The 16,456-nt window shown below is 72.7% G+C and carries 12 protein-coding genes; 7 read left to right on the top strand and 5 right to left on the bottom strand.

The features are described 5' to 3' along the window. Positions 1-335: 335 nt before the first annotated feature. A complete protein-coding gene (locus ACZ51S_RS15745; protein WP_468801986.1) occupies positions 336-878 on the top strand; it encodes a hypothetical protein in 543 nt (180 codons plus the stop codon). 329 nt (positions 879-1,207) lie between these two features. Beyond that, complete coding sequence (locus tag ACZ51S_RS15740; RefSeq protein WP_468884275.1) at positions 1,208-1,810, top strand: class F sortase; 603 nt, start codon at positions 1,208-1,210, stop codon at positions 1,808-1,810. Positions 1,811-1,814: 4 nt separating this feature from the next. Here the strand turns inward: ACZ51S_RS15740 and ACZ51S_RS15735 are convergent, their stop codons facing one another. Beyond that, entirely contained in the window at positions 1,815-2,591 is a 777-nt protein-coding gene (locus ACZ51S_RS15735; RefSeq protein ID WP_388939058.1) for a sulfite exporter TauE/SafE family protein, read from the bottom strand. A gap of 255 nt (positions 2,592-2,846) precedes the next feature. Between ACZ51S_RS15735 and ACZ51S_RS15730 the strand changes: the two genes are divergently transcribed. The 3 genes from ACZ51S_RS15730 to nirD are packed head-to-tail and all read left to right on the top strand — an operon-like array spanning position 2,847 to position 7,044. After that, positions 2,847-4,184 (top strand): NAD(P)/FAD-dependent oxidoreductase, encoded by a 1,338-nt coding sequence (locus tag ACZ51S_RS15730; RefSeq protein ID WP_468884030.1) that lies wholly within the window; start codon positions 2,847-2,849, stop codon positions 4,182-4,184. After that, positions 4,184-6,715 carry a nitrite reductase large subunit NirB gene (gene nirB / locus ACZ51S_RS15725; RefSeq protein WP_468884033.1) on the top strand — a complete coding sequence of 844 codons (2,532 nt, stop codon included), beginning with the start codon at positions 4,184-4,186 and terminating at the stop codon, positions 6,713-6,715. The genes ACZ51S_RS15730 and nirB overlap by 1 nt, the downstream gene beginning before the upstream one ends. Then, on the top strand, positions 6,712-7,044 hold the full coding sequence (gene nirD / locus ACZ51S_RS15720) for a nitrite reductase small subunit NirD (RefSeq protein WP_388939052.1): 333 nt from the start codon (positions 6,712-6,714) through the stop codon (positions 7,042-7,044). The genes nirB and nirD overlap by 4 nt, the downstream gene beginning before the upstream one ends. Before the next feature lie 7 nt (positions 7,045-7,051). Here the strand turns inward: nirD and ACZ51S_RS15715 are convergent, their stop codons facing one another. Beyond that, positions 7,052-7,456 (bottom strand): VOC family protein, encoded by a 405-nt coding sequence (locus tag ACZ51S_RS15715; RefSeq protein WP_388939050.1) that lies wholly within the window; start codon positions 7,454-7,456, stop codon positions 7,052-7,054. A 320-nt stretch (positions 7,457-7,776) separates the two neighbouring features. Here ACZ51S_RS15715 and ACZ51S_RS15710 point away from each other — a divergent pair, with 320 nt between their 5' ends. Beyond that, on the top strand, positions 7,777-8,937 hold the full coding sequence (locus tag ACZ51S_RS15710; RefSeq protein ID WP_468477836.1) for an alkaline phosphatase PhoX: 1,161 nt from the start codon (positions 7,777-7,779) through the stop codon (positions 8,935-8,937). Between the two features lie 88 nt (positions 8,938-9,025). Here the strand turns inward: ACZ51S_RS15710 and ACZ51S_RS15705 are convergent, their stop codons facing one another. From ACZ51S_RS15705 to dusB, 3 genes are all read right to left on the bottom strand, one after another. Next, complete coding sequence (locus tag ACZ51S_RS15705; protein ID WP_468477835.1) at positions 9,026-10,054, bottom strand: ArsR/SmtB family transcription factor; 1,029 nt, start codon at positions 10,052-10,054, stop codon at positions 9,026-9,028. A 461-nt stretch (positions 10,055-10,515) separates the two neighbouring features. Further along, positions 10,516-13,224, bottom strand: a complete 2,709-nt coding sequence (gene ppdK / locus ACZ51S_RS15700; protein WP_468477834.1) for a pyruvate, phosphate dikinase — start codon at positions 13,222-13,224, stop codon at positions 10,516-10,518. Positions 13,225-13,590: 366 nt separating this feature from the next. After that, entirely contained in the window at positions 13,591-14,733 is a 1,143-nt protein-coding gene (dusB, locus tag ACZ51S_RS15695; RefSeq protein ID WP_468477833.1) for a tRNA dihydrouridine synthase DusB, read from the bottom strand. Positions 14,734-14,812: 79 nt separating this feature from the next. Here dusB and ACZ51S_RS15690 point away from each other — a divergent pair, with 79 nt between their 5' ends. Then, positions 14,813-16,324 (top strand): MFS transporter, encoded by a 1,512-nt coding sequence (locus ACZ51S_RS15690; RefSeq protein WP_468477832.1) that lies wholly within the window; start codon positions 14,813-14,815, stop codon positions 16,322-16,324. Positions 16,325-16,456: the final 132 nt, after the last annotated feature.

The following is a 16,456-nucleotide window of genomic DNA, read 5'->3' as shown; positions in this document are numbered from 1 at the left end:
CCGACGATGGCTGGACGGTGCGGCGGCCCGGGTCCGAGGGCCCCGCTCCGCCGCGCACCCCCACCGTACGCACCGCTCTCGCGCGGTCCCCGGCTGCCCGGGCGGGCGTCCCGTAACGACCGGTTCCGCCCGGTCCCGGGGACGCCGCCGCCGCGCCGCCGGCCTGACATCACCCGGACGGCGTGGCCGGACACGGATGCCCCTTCACGGCCCTGACCTGCACGGATGCCGGGCCGGCGGGGCACCGCGGGCGCCATCCGGCGCCGGTTCGGCAGGCGCGCACCGGGCGGGCCGGTTTATCTCGAAGCACGACCCCGTGTCCCCCTGGAGTACCCATGCGCCGCAGCACCGCTCACGTGCTCACCGCCACCGCGCTGACCGCCGTCGCCTTCGCCGGGCCGGTCGCCGGAGCGGTGGCGGCCGCGGAGCTCGGCATGACGGCTTTCGCGCCCGGGGACTTCGCCGTGCTGGAGGTCTGGCCGAAGTCGGCCGCCCCGGGGGCCACCGTCACCGTGCACACCAAGGCCTGCGGCCGGGGCGGCCGGGCCGAGGGCGACGCCAGCACGGTGGACGGCGGCCGCTTCGACCTGGCGCCGGGCCACCGCGCGGACGTGGTGACGGGCCAGTTCCGGGTCGGCGCGGGTCTGCGGCCGGGCACCTACGGCATCGGCGCGACCTGTACGAACGGCAAGTTCGCCACCGGCGACCTGGTCGTCACCGAGCGCGGCCCGCAGGGCCACGTCCGGACCGGGGTGGGTGGTGGCACGACCACCGCCACCGACCCCGCCAAGATCGCGGCGGGAGCGGCCGTGCTGGCCGCGACCGCCGTCGGCGGTACCTGGCTCCTGCGTCGCCGGGCGAGCGGCACGCGGAGCTGACGGGCGCCCACCGCGGCTGCGGCCGCGGTCCGACCGGTACCGCCCCCCGTCGCCCGCCCCGCGAGGTCCCCCCGTTCGCGGGGACGGGCGACGGCCACTCCCAGGAACGGCGAGACGAGGGGGTACGGCGCATGTGTGGCGGCTTCCCCGGCGGGCGGGACCGCGTACCGGACGGCGCCGCCCGGCGGGACGGCGTACTCCACGGCGGCACCGGCGTACGCGGCGGCCCGTCCGGCGGCATCCTCGGCACCAGCACCAGCACCAGCACCAGCACCGGCACCGGCACCCGCACCCGGCGGGGCGGGTCGCCGGGCGTCAGGGCGCTCCCGGTGCGGGCCGGGCTGGTGGCGGTCGCCCTGTGCGTCGGCGTCTGGCTCATCGGCAGCGGCTCGGCCGTGACCGTGCGGCCCCCGCTGCCCTCCCCCGCCGAGGCGCTGAGCGCGCAGCTGCTGTACCCCGGGAGCATCGCCCCGCTCCCGGGCTCGCCGCCGGTGCGGATCAGGATCCCGGCGATCCGGGTGGACGCCCCGCTCACCGGGCTGGGCCTGGACCGCGAGGGCCGCCTCGAGGTGCCCCCGCCGTCCCGCCTCGACCTCGCGGGGTGGTACCGGGACGGGACCACCCCCGGGGCGGCGGGGACCGCCGTGATCGCGGGGCACGTCGACCACGCCAGCGGCCCGGCCGTCTTCTACCACCTGGGGGCGCTGCGCCGGGGGGCGGTGATCGAGGTCGCCCGCGCGGACGGGCGTACGGCCCTGTTCACCGTCCACGCCGTCGAGGTGTACGACTCCGGGGCCTTCCCGGACCGGCGGGTGTACGGGCCCTCGCCGCGCGCCGAGCTGCGGGTGATCACCTGCGGCGGCGCCTTCTCGCCGCGCACCGGCTACCAGGGCAACGTGGTCGTCTTCGCCCACCTGACGGGGACGGCCTGAGCCGCTATCCCCACTGTTCGAGCCCGAGCTTGACCACGAGGGCGCCCACCACGGTGAGCAGGACGCCGCGGACGAAGCCGCTGCCCTTCTTCAGTGCCATCCGGGCCCCGGCCATGCCGCCGGCCAGGTTGAAGACCGCCATCAGCGCGGCCAGCTGCCAGAACACCATGCCCTGGTACGCGAACATCGCGAGCGCTCCCGCGTTGGTGCAGCAGTTGACGATCTTGGCGGTGGCGGAGGCGGTGACCAGGTCGAGGTGGAGCAGGGCGGTCAGGGCCAGCACCAGGAAGGTGCCGGTGCCGGGCCCGATGAGGCCGTCGTAGAAGCCGATGCCCAGGCCGGCGAGGGCGATGGCGAGGAGCACCCGGCCCCGGGAGACGGGCGAGGCGGAGGGGGCGGCGCCGAAGCCGGGCTTGAAGATGACCACGGCGGCGACGACCACCAGCACCCCCATGATCAGCGGCCTCATGGTGTCCTTGCTGATCCCGCCGGCGAGCGCGGCCCCGCCCATGGATCCGGCGAGCGCGGCCAGCCCGATCCGGACGGCGAGCTTCACGTCGATCGGGGTCCGGCGGGCGTAGGTGACGGCCGCTCCGGCGGTGCCGACGATGGCCACCGCCTTGTTGGTCCCGAGGACGGCGGCGGGCTGGGCGTTCGGCAGGCCGAGCAGCAGGGCCGGCAGGAGCAGCAGGCCGCCGCCGCCGACGACCGCGTCGATCCAGCCGGCCGCCGCGGCGGCCGCGCACAGCACGATGATCATGGTTGTCGATATGTCAGGCACGGCCCCGACCCTAGGGACCGGATCGATGCAAGAACCATCGATCGCCGGAAACTTGCGCAAAGGTTGAGCTTCGCCCGGGCGCCGGCCCCGGCGGGCGGCCTCCGGGGCGGCAACTCCGTGCGCCCGGAGGTCCTCACGCGCCCTGACCGGCGCGGGAGCGCCTCACGGGCCCCTGACCGGGGCGCTGAGGTCGGTGTTCCGTCCGGGTAACAGGGGCGATGCGGCGGGGAAACAGCCTGCCCGCACGCTCGTGCCATGACCTCGGAACAGCGTGTGGTGGTGATCGGCGGCGGCCTGGCGGGCCTGCGGCTCGCTGCGCGGCTGGGCCCCGGTGCGGCGGTGACCGTGCTCGGGGAGGAGACCCACGCCCCCTACAACCGGGTCCTGCTGGCGGAGGTGCTGGCCGGCCGGTACGCACCCGAGGTCACCGCGCTCCCGGAACCCGGCCCGGCCCTGCGCCGGGGTGTGCGGGCGGTGCGGATCGACCGCGCGGACCGCACCGTGCACTGCGACGACGGCTCCGTGGAGCGGTACGACACGCTGGTGCTGGCCACCGGCTCCAACCCGGTGCTTCCGCCGCTGCGCGGGCTGTTCGCCCCGGACGGGCGGGAACTCCCCGAGGGGGTGCACGCGTTCCGCACCATGGACGACTGCCTGGCCCTCGCGGCGGCCGTACGCCCGGGCGTGCGGGCGGTGGTGATCGGCGGCGGGCTGCTGGGCGTCTCGGCGACGCGTGCGCTGGCCGCGCGGGGTGCTCAGGTGGTCCTCGCCCAGCAGGCGGAGCGCCTGATGGAGCGCCAGCTGGACGCCGACGCCTCCGCGCTGCTGCGGGACCACCTGACGGCGCTCGGCGTGGAGATCCACACGGAATGCCGGGTCCGCGGCCTGATCACGACGCCCGCGCCGGGCGGACCGGCGGGGCCGCGGCGCGGCTCCTCCCCGCTCTCCGGAAGTACCGGCCCCGCCCGTCCGCCCGCCCACCGGGTGCCCGGCCGGACGCCCGGCCCGGGCCCCCGCAGGGTCACCGGGGTGGAGCTCGCCGACGGCTACCGGCTCGACGCCGACGTCGTCGTCCTGGCCTGCGGGGTCCGTCCGCGCGTCGGGCTGGCCCAGGCGGCCGGACTGGAGGTCCGCAAGGGCGTCGTGGTCGACGGCCGGCTGCGCACCGGCGACCCGCGCGTCCACGCCATCGGCGACTGCGCCGAGCACGACGGCCGGGTGTACGGCCTGGCGGGACCCGCCCTGGAACAGGCCGACGCGCTCGCGGCGGTCCTGCTGGGGGGCGACGCCGAGTACGGCGGCACCCGCGCCCTCACCCGCCTCACGCTCCCCACCGCCGACGGCCCCGGCCCCTTCGACCTCGCCGCGTTCGGCGACCCCACCCCGCTCCCCGGCGACGACGTGCTCCGCCTCGCCGACGCCACCCGCCGCACCTACCGCAAGGTCGTCCTGCGCGGCGACCGGCTCGTCGGCGGGGTGCTCCTCGGGGAGCTCTCCACGGTGGGCGCCCTCGCCCGCACCTGGGAGGGCGACGAGTTCCTGACCGCCCCGCACGACCCGTTCCACCTGCTCACCGACGACGGAGGCCACTGATGACCGTGCCCGAGCCCCTGCCCGCGATCGTGCTCATCGGACACGGCATGGTCGGCCAGCGCTACCTGGAGGCCCTCGCCGAGCGCGGGGCCACCCGGACGCACCGGATCACCGTGCTCTGCGAGGAGCCCCGGCCCGCCTACGACCGGGTCCACCTCACCTCGTACTTCTCCGGGAGTACCCCCGAGGACCTCTCCCTCACCCCGGCCGGCTTCATCGAGGAGCACGGGATCGAGCTGCGCCTCGACGACCCCGCCGAGCACGTCGACACCGGCGCCCGTACGGTCACCTCCCGCTCCGGGCAGGTCTTCCCGTACGACGTCCTCGTCCTGGCGACCGGCAGCTACCCCTTCGTGCCGCCCGTCCCGGGCAAGGACGCACCCGGCTGCTTCGTGTACCGCACCATCGAGGACCTCCTCGCGATCGAGGACTACGCCAAGACCCGCTCCAGCGGAGCCGTCGTCGGCGGCGGGCTGCTCGGCCTGGAGGCGGCGGGCGCCCTCCAGGGCCTCGGGCTCGCCACCCGCATCGTGGAGTTCGCGCCGCGCCTGATGCCCGTCCAGGTCGACGAAGGCGGCGGCGCGGCCCTGCTGCGCACCATCGAGTCCATGGGCCTGACGGTGCACACCGGGGTCGGCACGCAGGAGGTGCTGACCGGTGAGGACGGCTCCGTCCGCGGGATGAGCCTCTCGGACGGCTCCACGGTCGACACCGACCTGGTGGTCTTCTCGGCCGGGGTGCGCCCCCGCGACCAGCTGGCGCGCGCCGCGGGGCTGGCCGTCGGCGAGCGCGGCGGCATCACCGTCGACGCCCGCTGCCGCACCTCCGACCCGCACGTGTACGCCATCGGCGAGTGCGCGCAGGCCGTCGACGGCCGCGTCTACGGGCTGGTCGCGCCCGGCTACGAGATGGCCGAGACCGCCGCCGAGGACCTCCTGGGCCGGGAGAAGGAGTTCACCGGCGCGGACCTCTCCACCAAGCTCAAGCTGCTCGGCGTGGACGTGGCCTCCTTCGGCGACGCGCACGGCGCCGCCGAGGGCAGCCTGGACGTGGTGTGGTCCGACTCCCGTTCAGGCGTCTACAAGAAGCTGGTCGTCTCCGCCGACGGGGTACTGCTCGGCGGTGTGCTGGTCGGCGACGCCGACTCGTACGGGCTGCTGCGCCCGCTCACCGGCAGCGTCCCGCCGGTCGCCCCCGAGCAGCTGGTGCTGCCCGCGGGGGTCGGCGCACCCGTCGCGCTCGGTCCGTCCGCGCTGCCGGACACGGCGGTGATCTGCTCCTGCCACAACGTCACCAAGAAGGCCATCACCGCCTGCGCCACCCTGCCCGAGGTGAAGAAGTGCACCAAGGCCGGCACCGGCTGCGGCAGCTGCCTGAAGGTGATCGGGCAGCTGCTGCCGGCCGCCGCCGACAAGGGGCTGTGCGGCTGTTTCCCGTACACCCGGGCCGAGCTGTACGAGATCGTCCGCACGCGGCGGCTGGTCTCCTACCGGGAGATCCTGGACGGTCACGGCCGGGCCGAGGCGCGCGGCGGCGAGGGCTGCGAGGTCTGCAAGCCCGCCGTCGGCTCGATCATCGCCTCCCTGGCCCCGACCCTGGGCGCCAGCGGCTACGTACTGGACGGGGAACAGGCCGCCCTCCAGGACACCAACGACCACTTCCTCGCCAACCTCCAGCGCAACGGCTCGTACTCGGTGGTGCCGCGCATCCCGGGCGGCGAGATCACCCCCGACAAGCTGATCGTGATCGGGGAGGTGGCCCGCGACTTCGGCCTCTACACGAAGATCACCGGTGGTCAGCGCATCGACCTGTTCGGCGCGAGCGTGGACCAGCTCCCGAAGATCTGGGCCCGTCTGGTCGAGGCCGGTTTCGAGTCCGGGCACGCGTACGGCAAGGCCCTGCGGACGGTGAAGTCCTGCGTGGGGCAGACCTGGTGCCGCTACGGGGTGCAGGACAGCGTACGGATGGCCATCGACCTGGAGCTGCGCTACCGGGGGCTGCGGGCCCCGCACAAGCTGAAGTCGGCGGTGTCCGGCTGCGCCCGCGAATGCGCGGAGGCGCAGAGCAAGGACTTCGGCGTCATCGCGACGGCGAGCGGCTGGAACCTGTACGTCGGCGGGAACGGCGGGGCCACCCCGCGGCACGCCGACCTGCTCGCCCAGGACCTCTCGGACGCGGAGCTGGTCCGGCTCATCGACCGGTTCCTGATGTTCTACATCCGCACCGCCGACCGGCTGGAGCGGACGTCCACCTGGCTGGACCGCCTGGAGGGCGGCCTGGACCACCTGCGGGACGTGGTGGTGCACGACTCCCTGGGGCTGTGCGCGGAGCTGGAGGCCCTGATGGCCGACCACGTGGCGCACTACCGCGACGAGTGGGCCGAGACCCTGTCGGACCCGGACCGGCTGCGCCGGTTCGTGTCCTTCGTCAACGCGCCCGGCGCCCCCGACCCGACGGTGAAGTTCGTTCCCGAGCGCGACCAGGTCAAGCCCGACCTGGCCGTCCTGACCATTGGAGGACCGGTCCGATGACCGTCGAACTGAAGGTGGCCGAAGGCTGGCTGACGGTGTGCCCGCTGTCGGTGCTCACCCCCGGGCGGGGGGTCGCGGCCCTGCTGCCCGACGGGAGCCAGGCAGCGGTCTTCCTCGACCGCTCGGGCCGCCCGTACGCCATCGGGAACCAGGACCCGTTCACCGGGGCGCAGGTCCTGTCGCGCGGGCTGCTGGGGGCCGCGGCGGGCCGGCCCTTCGTGGCGTCGCCGCTGCTGAAGCAGCGCTTCGACCTGGAGTCGGGGCGCTGCCTGGACGACGAGGAGGTGGCGGTCCGGACGTACCCGGTGCGGACCGCCTCCGCCCCGTAGGGGGTGGTCAGCCCTCGACGGCGGCCGGGTCCATCCAGACGTACTCCCACACGTGGTGGTCCAGGTCCTCGAAGGCGCGGCCGTACATGAAGCCGAGGTCCATGGCGGGGCGGGGTTCGACGGCGCCGGCCGCGAGGGCGGCGTCGACGACCTCGTCGACCTTCTCGCGGCTGTCGGCGCTGAGCGCGACCATGACCTCGGTGGTCTTGGAGGCGTCGGCCACGGGCTTGGTGGCGAACTCCTTGAACTTCGCCTCGGTCAGCAGCATCGCGAAGATGGTGTCGCTGATCACCAGGGAGGCCGCGGTCTCGTCGCTGAACTGCGGGTTGAAGGAGTAGCCGAGCTTCTCCCAGAAGGCCCTCGCGGCGTCCAGGTCCTTCACCGGCAGGTTGACGAAGATCATCTGAGCCATTTCGGTTCCTCTTCTCTGGTGGGGCGTGCGGCGCGGCGCCCTGCCCGGTGTGCTGTCGAAGGGGTAGACGGGGGGCGCCGCCGGAACTCATCGCTGTCCGGAGACGTTTTTTTCGGAATTTCGTTTCCGCAGGTCAGGGACCCGATCGGTGGTTTCCGGGCGGCCCGGCGAGCAGCGGGCGCCGCACGGGCATTGACCCCGAGCCGGTCGCTCGCGCGTCATGAGGAGTTGGCGCCGCGTCCATGCGGCGCCCTTAGGTTCCTCGACGCATGCGACCCCGCGCCCGACCGGGCGCGGGCCCTCCTCCCCCAGGAGTGACCGTGGAACGTCGTACCTTCCTGCGCGGTGCCGTGATCGGCACCTCCGCCGCCGCCTTCGCCGGCACCCTCAGCCACGGGGCCGCGTACGCCGCCCCCGCCCAGCCGGGCGCCGGGCCCTACGGCGCCCTCGGCGCGGCGGACGCCAACGGGCTCATGCTGCCGCCCGGTTTCACCAGCCGGGTCATCGCCCGCTCCTCCCAGCGGGTGAGCGGAACCTCGTACACCTGGCACAACGCCCCCGACGGCGGGGCGTGTTTCGCGGACGGGACCGGCTGGATCTACGTGTCGAACTCGGAGATCAACCCGGGCGGCGGCGCGAGCGCGGTGAGGTTCAACTCCTCGGGCACGGTCACCGGGGCGTACCGGATCCTCTCCAACACCCGGCAGAACTGCGCGGGCGGCAAGACCCCGTGGAACACCTGGCTGTCGTGCGAGGAGGTCAGCCTCGGCTACGTCTACGAGAGCGACCCGTACGGGGTGAACGCGGCCGTGCAGCGGCCCGCGATGGGCCGCTTCAAGCACGAGGCGGCGGCGGCCGACCCGGTGCGCAAGGTGGTCTACATGACCGAGGACGAGTCGGACGGCTGCTTCTACCGGTTCGTGCCCACCACGTGGGGCAACCTCTCGTCCGGCACGCTCCAGGTCATGGTCGCCGGAAGCGGCACCTCCGGATCCTTCAGCTGGCAGAACGTGCCGGACCCCGACGGCTCCCCGGCCACGACCCGCACCCAGGTCTCCGGCGCCAAGCGCTTCACCGGCGGCGAGGGCTGCCACTACGCGAACGACACCGTCTGGTTCACCACCAAGGGCGACAACCGGGTCTGGCAGCTCAACCTCGCGAGCGGCACCTACGAGCTGGCCTACGACGACTCGCTGGTCCCGGGCGGAGCCGCGCCGCTGACCGGCGTCGACAACGTCACCGGGTCGTCCTACGGCGACCTGTACGTCGCCGAGGACGGCGGCAACATGGAGATCTGCGTGATCACCCCGGACGACGTGGTGGCGCCCTTCCTGCGGATCACCGGCCAGTCCTCCTCGGAGATCACCGGCCCCGCCTTCTCCCCGAACGGCAGCCGGCTGTACTTCAGCAGCCAGCGCGGTACGAGCGGCTCCTCGAGCGGCGGCATCACCTACGAGGTGACCGGGCCGTTCCGCGTCTGACGCCCGGTCCGGCCGGCTCCCGGCCCGGCGGAGGAGGTCACCGCCTCTCCCGCCGGGCCGTGGCGCGTGCGCCCGGCGAACCGATCCTTCAGGAGACCACCGCGCCGCCCCTGAGCAGGGCCGCGCCCAGCGGGGTCACCGTGTGCAGGACCGCGTTCCCGTGGCGCAGGGTCGTCACCAGACCCGCCTCGCGCATCACGCAGGCGTGCTGGCTCGCGGAGGCCAGGGAGACCCCGGCCCGGCGGGCCAGTTCGCTGGTGGTGGCCCCGTCGCCGATGGCCCGCAGCACCACCGAGCGCGTGTGCCCCACCAGCTTGCCCAGGGTGCGCTGACGCTGCTCCTCGGCCGGCCGGGCGGCCTCCCCGCCCGCCGCCGCGGAGGCCAGCTGGGCGGCGGCCGGGTAGACCAGCACCGGCGGCAGCTCCGGGTCGTGCAGGGTCACCGCCGTCCGGCGGCAGAAGAAGGACGGCTGGAGCAGCAGCCCGCGTCCGCGCAGCCGTACGTCCCGGTCCACCGGGTACTCGCACTCCAGCACCGGGGCCCGCCAGCGGAGCATCGGCGGCAGCGAGGAGAGCAGCTCGTCCGCGCCCCCGTCCAGGAGGGCGCGGCCGCGTGCCGCCCGCTCCGCCTCGATCTGCGCCTGGATGTGGCTCCAGTACGGCTCCACGGCCGCCCGGTGGTACGCGCGCAGCTCGCCCAGCAGCCGGGGCAGGTACTTGGTGCCGCCGTCCATGAACTCCCGCAGCCGGGCCGGCGGCGGGGTCCCGAAGGCCGCCCCGAAGCCCGTCCCGGCACCGGAGCCCACGAGGGACAGCTCCCGGCGCAGCCGCTCGGGGCGCAGCCCGCGCAGGGTGTCGAGCCCGAGGTCCCACCCGTACTGGCCCTCGGCCGGGGTCAGGAAATCGGGGAAATAGCCGCGAGCCGGTATGAGCGCACCCAGCAGCCTTGTTTCACCATTCAACCGGCTACGGGTTTCCGTACGCCATTCGCCGAAGAACCGGGCGTCACGCCGGTCTCTTAAGCGATGAAAACTAAGAATCGTTTCCCACAACGCATCGGGACGCCCTGCCATCCGTACGCGTGCCAGGTCCACTCCAGTGAAATGGATACGAAGCACCGAACCCCCACCTGTGCAACCGCAATCCCCCCGCCCCACGAGTATGCACGCCGTCACACGTGGTCACCACGCCCTTTCAGCCACAGTTGAAACCCCTTTCGGCGGAGGCGTGACAAGCGAAATCCTGTACTCCGCCAGGCACACTCCGGTGCGACCGAAACGCTCCGTGAAGGCCGTGGGGGGCTTTGCGGGGCCTGGCGGTCGGTCGCACTGGGAAGCGCCGACGTGCCTGGCGGATAGGCGGCAGGCGGTGGACGGGTGGGGATCCGTCCACCGCCTGGCGCCGTAATGACATTGTTGAAAATTTTGCGACACGGACCGTCTCGCGAACCGCCCCGCGAAATGGGTCGCGCCCTCCCCCGGCAGTCAGGGAACCGGGGGAGGGCGCAGTCAGGAGGGGCCGTGAGCGCCCCGGGGCCCCTCAGGGGGCCTCACAGGCCCCCTGAGGGGCCCACAGGGGCTCAGCGGCTGTCGGAGCCCTTCGACTCGGCGGCCGCGCGGCCGGCCTCCAGACGCGCCACCGGGATCCGGAACGGCGAGCAGGAGACGTAGTCGAGGCCGACCTCGTGGAAGAAGTGCACGGACTCCGGGTCGCCGCCGTGCTCGCCGCAGACGCCGAGCTTGAGGTCGGGGCGGGTGGCCCGGCCCTGCTCGACCGCGTGGCGCACGAGGGCACCGACGCCGTCCTTGTCGATGGTCTCGAAGGGCGAGACCCCGAAGATGCCCTTCTCCAGGTAGGCCGTGAAGAAGCTGGCCTCGACGTCGTCGCGGGAGAAGCCCCACACCGTCTGGGTCAGGTCGTTCGTGCCGAAGGAGAAGAACTGCGCGGCCTCGGCGATCTGGGCGGCGGTCAGAGCGGCGCGCGGCAGCTCGATCATGGTGCCGATCGACAGCTTGAGGCTGGTGCCCGTGGCGGCCTCGACCTCGGCGATGATCGCGTCGGCCTCCTCGCGGACGATCTCCAGCTCCTGGACGGTGCCCACGAGCGGCACCATGATCTCGGCGCGCGGGTCGCCCTTGGCGTTCTTGCGCTCGGCGGCGGCCTCGGCGATCGCCCGGACCTGCATGGCGAACAGGCCGGGGATGACCAGACCGAGGCGGACGCCGCGCAGACCCAGCATCGGGTTCTGCTCGTGCAGCTTGTGCACCGCCTGGAGCAGGCGCAGGTCGTTCTCGTTGGCGTCCTTGCGGGACTCGGCGAGGGCGACGCGCACCGACAGCTCGGTGATGTCGGGCAGGAACTCGTGGAGCGGCGGGTCGAGGAGGCGGACGGTGACGGGCAGGCCGTCCATGGCCTCGAAGAGCTCGACGAAGTCCTTCTTCTGGAGCGGCAGGAGGGCATTGAGTGCCGCCTCGCGCTCGCCGTCGGTGTCCGCGAGGATCAGGCGCTCGACCATCTCGCGGCGCTCGCCGAGGAACATGTGCTCGGTGCGGCACAGGCCGATGCCCTGGGCGCCGAAGCGTCGGGCGCGCAGCGCGTCCTCGGCGTTGTCGGCGTTGGCGCGCACCCGCAGGCGCCGGACGCGGTCCGCGTACGCCATGATCCGGTGCACGGCGGCGACGAGCTCGTCGGCGTCGTCGGCGCCGGCGTGCATGCGGCCCTCGAAGTACTCGACGACCGGGGACGGTACGACGGGTACCTCGCCGAGGTACACCTTGCCGGTGGAGCCGTCGATGGAGACGACGTCGCCCTCTTCGATGACCGTGTCGCCGACCGTCATCCGGCGGCGCTTGGTGTCGACGTCGAGGTCCTCGGCGCCGCAGACGCAGGTCTTGCCCATGCCGCGGGCGACGACGGCGGCGTGCGAGGTCTTGCCGCCGCGCGAGGTCAGGATGCCCTCGGAGGCGATCATGCCGTCGAGGTCGTCCGGGTTGGTCTCGCGGCGGATCAGGATGACCTTCTCGCCGGAACGGGACCACTTGACGGCCGTGTACGAGTCGAAGACGGCCTTGCCGACCGCCGCGCCCGGGGAGGCGGCGATGCCGCGGCCGAGGAGCGCGGTCTTCGCGTTCTCGTCGAAGCGCGGGAACATCAGCTGGGCGAGCTGGGCGCCGGTGACGCGCTGGAGGGCCTCGGCCTCGTCGATCAGGCCCTGGTCCACGAGCTGGGTGGCGATGCGGAAGGCCGCGCCCGCGGTGCGCTTGCCGACGCGGGTCTGGAGCATCCACAGCTGGCCGCGCTCGATCGTGAACTCGATGTCGCAGAGGTCCTTGTAGTGGGTCTCCAGCGTCTCCATGATCGTCATGAGCTGGTCGTAGGAGGTCTTGTCGATGGTCTCCAGGTCCGCCAGCGGGACGGTGTTGCGGATGCCCGCCACCACGTCCTCGCCCTGGGCGTTCTGGAGGTAGTCGCCGTAGACGCCCTGGTGGCCGCTGGCGGGGTCGCGGGTGAAGGCGACGCCGGTGCCCGAGTCGGGGCCGAGGTTGCCGAAGACCATGGAACAGACGTTGACGGCGGTGCCCAGGTCGCCGGGGATGCGCTCCTGGCGGCGGTAGAGCTTGGCGCGGTCGGTGTTCCAGGAGTTGAAGACCGCCTCGACCGCGAGGTCGAGCTGCTCTCGGGCGTCCTGCGGGAACTCCCGGCCGGCCTCCTTCGCGACGATCTTCTTGAAGACCTTGACCAGCTTCTTGAGGTCGGCGGCGTCGAGGTCGGTGTCGACGGTGACCTTCTTGGCGGTCTTGGCCTCCTCCAGGGCGTCCTCGAAGAGCTCGCCCTCGACGCCGAGGACGGTCTTGCCGAACATCTGGATGAGGCGGCGGTACGAGTCCCACGCGAAGCGCTCGTTGCCGGCCTGGGTCGCGAGGCCGGTGACGGACTCGTCGGAGAGGCCGATGTTGAGGACGGTGTCCATCATGCCCGGCATGGAGAACTTGGCGCCGGAACGGACGGAGACCAGCAGCGGGTCGTCCGACTGGCCGAGCTTCTTGCCCATCTTCGCCTCGAGGGCGGCGAGGTGCGCGCTGACCTCGTCGCGGAGCTCGGCCGGGGCCGTGCCGCTCTCGAGGTAGACCTTGCAGGCCTCGGTCGTGATGGTGAAGCCGGGAGGCACGGGAAGGCCCAGGTTGGTCATCTCGGCGAGGTTGGCCCCCTTGCCGCCGAGAAGGTCCTTGAGGTCCCGGTTGCCCTCGGTGAAGTCGTAGACGAACTTCTGATCTTTGTTTTCCGACACGGGTCTCGACTCCTCGAGGACTCGGGTGGCTGCCCTGACGGCCAGGAACATACCCAGATCGAAGGCTTCCCGGTACGTCCACTTGGCCGTCATGAGGGCGTAACCACCCGTGCGCCAGTGGATCGAAAGTAACCACTGAGTAATGGAAACGCACGAAGAGCCTTCAGAAGCCGAAGCGTGGAGGGGCTCCTGAGGCGTGATCGCGCTCGGATGAGCGATCATCGATACATTTGCGTTCAACTCTTGAACGCACAAAGGGTGGCACCCAGTGCCACCCTTTGAAAGTCTTACCCGTGACTTACGCGCTCATCTGAGCGAAACCCCTCCCATGCGTGGCGTATATCACGCGGCACGCAGGGCGATTTCTCAGCCTCCGGACGTGTCCAGCTCGGCGTCCTCGCTCACACCGGCGCAGTCGTAGGGATCCTTCAGCCAGCCATCCGGCAGGACAACCCGGTTGTTTCCGGACGTCCTGCCCCGCGGGCCGTCCGCGCCGTCGGGCCACGGCTGGTCCAGGTCGAGCTCGCTCAGATGAGCGTCCAACTCGGCCAGGGAAGAGGTCACCGCGAGCTTGCCCCGCATCTCGGAACCCACGGCGAAACCCTTGAGGTACCAGGCGACGTGCTTACGGAAATCGATCACACCGCGCGCCTCGTCGCCGATCCACTCCCCCAGCAGCCGCGCGTGCCGCAGCATCGTCTGCGCGACCTCCCGCAGCGCGGGCTTGTGGAAGTCCTCGGGCCGGCCCTCGAAGGCGGCGACGAGGTCGTTGAACAGCCACGGCCGCCCCAGGCAGCCGCGCCCCACGACCACGCCGTCGCAGCCGGTCTCGCGGACCATGCGCAGGGCGTCCTCCGCGCACCAGATGTCGCCGTTGCCGAGCACCGGGATCTCCGGCACGTGCTCCTTGAGCCGGGCGATCGCCTCCCAGTCGGCGGTGCCGCCGTAGTGCTGGGCCGTGGTGCGGCCGTGCAGGGCGATGGCGGTGACCCCCTCCTCGACGGCGATCCGGCCGGCGTCGAGGTAGGTCAGGTGGTCGTCGTCGATGCCCTTGCGCATCTTCATCGTCACCGGCAGGTCCCCGGCGCCCGCGACGGCCTCGCGCAGGATCGCGCGCAGCAGGTGGCGCTTGTACGGGAGGGCGGAGCCGCCGCCCTTGCGGGTGACCTTGGGGACGGGGCAGCCGAAGTTGAGGTCGATGTGGTCGGCGCGGTCCTCTTCGACGATCATGCGGACGGCCTTGCCGACGGTGACGGGGTCCACCCCGTACAGCTGAATCGAGCGCGGCTTTTCCGTCGCGTCGAAGTGGATCAGCTGCATGGTCTTCTCGTTGCGCTCGACCAGGGCGCGGGTCGTGATCATCTCGCTCACGAAGAGTCCCTTGCCGCCCGAGAACTCGCGGCAGAGCGTACGGAACGGGGCATTGGTGATGCCGGCCATGGGCGCGAGCACCACGGGGGGCTGCACGGTGTGCGGGCCGATCGCGAGGGGCGGGGGGAGCGTGGTCATCCCCCTATTCTCGCGCACGCGGCGTTCGTTAGTTATCCGTACTATCGGCGGTATGCATCACATGAGTGGCGCAGATCACATGAGCCGTCGGCGTCGCCTGCTCGTACTGGCGATCTGCTGCATGAGCCTGCTGATCGTCAGCCTGGACAACACCGTCCTGAACGTGGCCCTGCCCGCCATGCGCCGCGAGTTCCACGCCTCGGTCTCGGGGATGCAGTGGACCATCGACGCCTACACCCTGGTGATCGCCTCGCTGCTGATACTGGCCGGATCGACCGCGGACCGGATCGGACGCCGCAAGGTCTTCGTCTGGGGGCTGGTCCTCTTCACCGCCGGGTCGGTGCTGTGCTCGCTGGCGCCCGGCCTGGAATGGCTCATCGCCTTCCGGATGCTCCAGGCCGTGGGCGGGGCGATGCTCAACCCCGTCGCCATGTCCATCATCACCAACACCTTCACCGACCCGAAGGAGCGCGCCCGCGCCATCGGCGTCTGGGGCGCGGTCGTCGGCATCTCGATGGCGGCCGGTCCGCTGGTCGGGGGGCTGCTGGTGGACTCGGTGGGCTGGCGGTCCATCTTCTGGGTCAACGTGCCCGTCGGGGTGCTCGCCCTCGTGCTGACCCTGCGCCACGTCCCGGAGTCCCGGTCCGAGCGGCCGCGGCGGCCGGACCCGGTGGGGCAGCTGCTGGTGATGGCGGTGCTGGGCGGGGTGACGTACGCGATCATCGAAGCTCCCGCGGAAGGCTGGAAATCGCCCCCCATCGTCGGGTGCGCGCTGGGCGCCGCCGCCGCGCTGGCCGGACTGGTGCTCTACGAGTCCCGGCGGGCGGACCCGCTGATCGACCCGAGGTTCTTCCGCAGCGCCCCCTTCAGCGGGGCCACGGTGATCGCGGTGAGCACCTTCGCCTCGCTCTCCGGCTTCCTCTTCCTCACCACCCTCTACCTCCAGGAGGTGCGGGGGCTGAGCGCCCTGGACGCCGGGCTGCACATGCTGCCGATGGCCGCCTTCGCCTTCCTGTGCGCGCCGGTGTCCGGCCGGCTGGTCGCCAGCCACGGGCCGCGGCCGTCGCTGCTGATCTCCGGGGTGGCCATGGGGGCGAGCGGGCTGCTGTTCGCGGCGTTCTCGGCGGAGGCCTCCACGCCGCTGATGTTCACCGGGTACGTGCTCTTCGGCATCGGCTTCGGCCTGGTCAACGCACCGATCACCAATACGGCGGTGTCCGGGATGCCGCGCGCCCAGGCGGGGGTGGCGGCCGCCGTGGCCTCCACCAGCCGGCAGACGGGCGGGGCGCTGGGGGTGGCCGTGATCGGAGCGGTGCTGGCGGCCGGCACCGCCGGGGGCGCGGACTTCGCCGCGGCGGCCCGGCCCGCCTGGTGGATCATCACCGGCTGCGCGTTCCTGGTGCTGGTGGTCGGGGCCGTCACCACCGGCCCGTGGGCCCACGCCTCGGCGGTGCGCACGGCGCGGTCCCTCGGGCCGTCCTCCGCCGCCCCCGCCGCGCCCGCCGCTCCTCCGCCGGGACAGGCCCCGGGCCCCGGCCCCCGCATGGACGGCGGACTCCCGCCGGCCCCGGGACCGGCGCCGGCGGGCTGACCTTCCGGCGACGGCGCGTCCCGAGCGTTGTGACCAGCTGTTCCGGTGCGGCCGGGCCCCTGTGGGGGTCCGGCCGCACCGGCATGTGCCGGGCCCCGGCTCGGGTCCTGTTCCTTGCGCGCCTCACCGTGA

This window comes from Streptomyces sp. NPDC034043, assembly GCF_055575675.1.
Note: the sequence above shows the minus strand (reverse complement) of the source record. Positions and strands in the feature narration are given on the sequence as shown.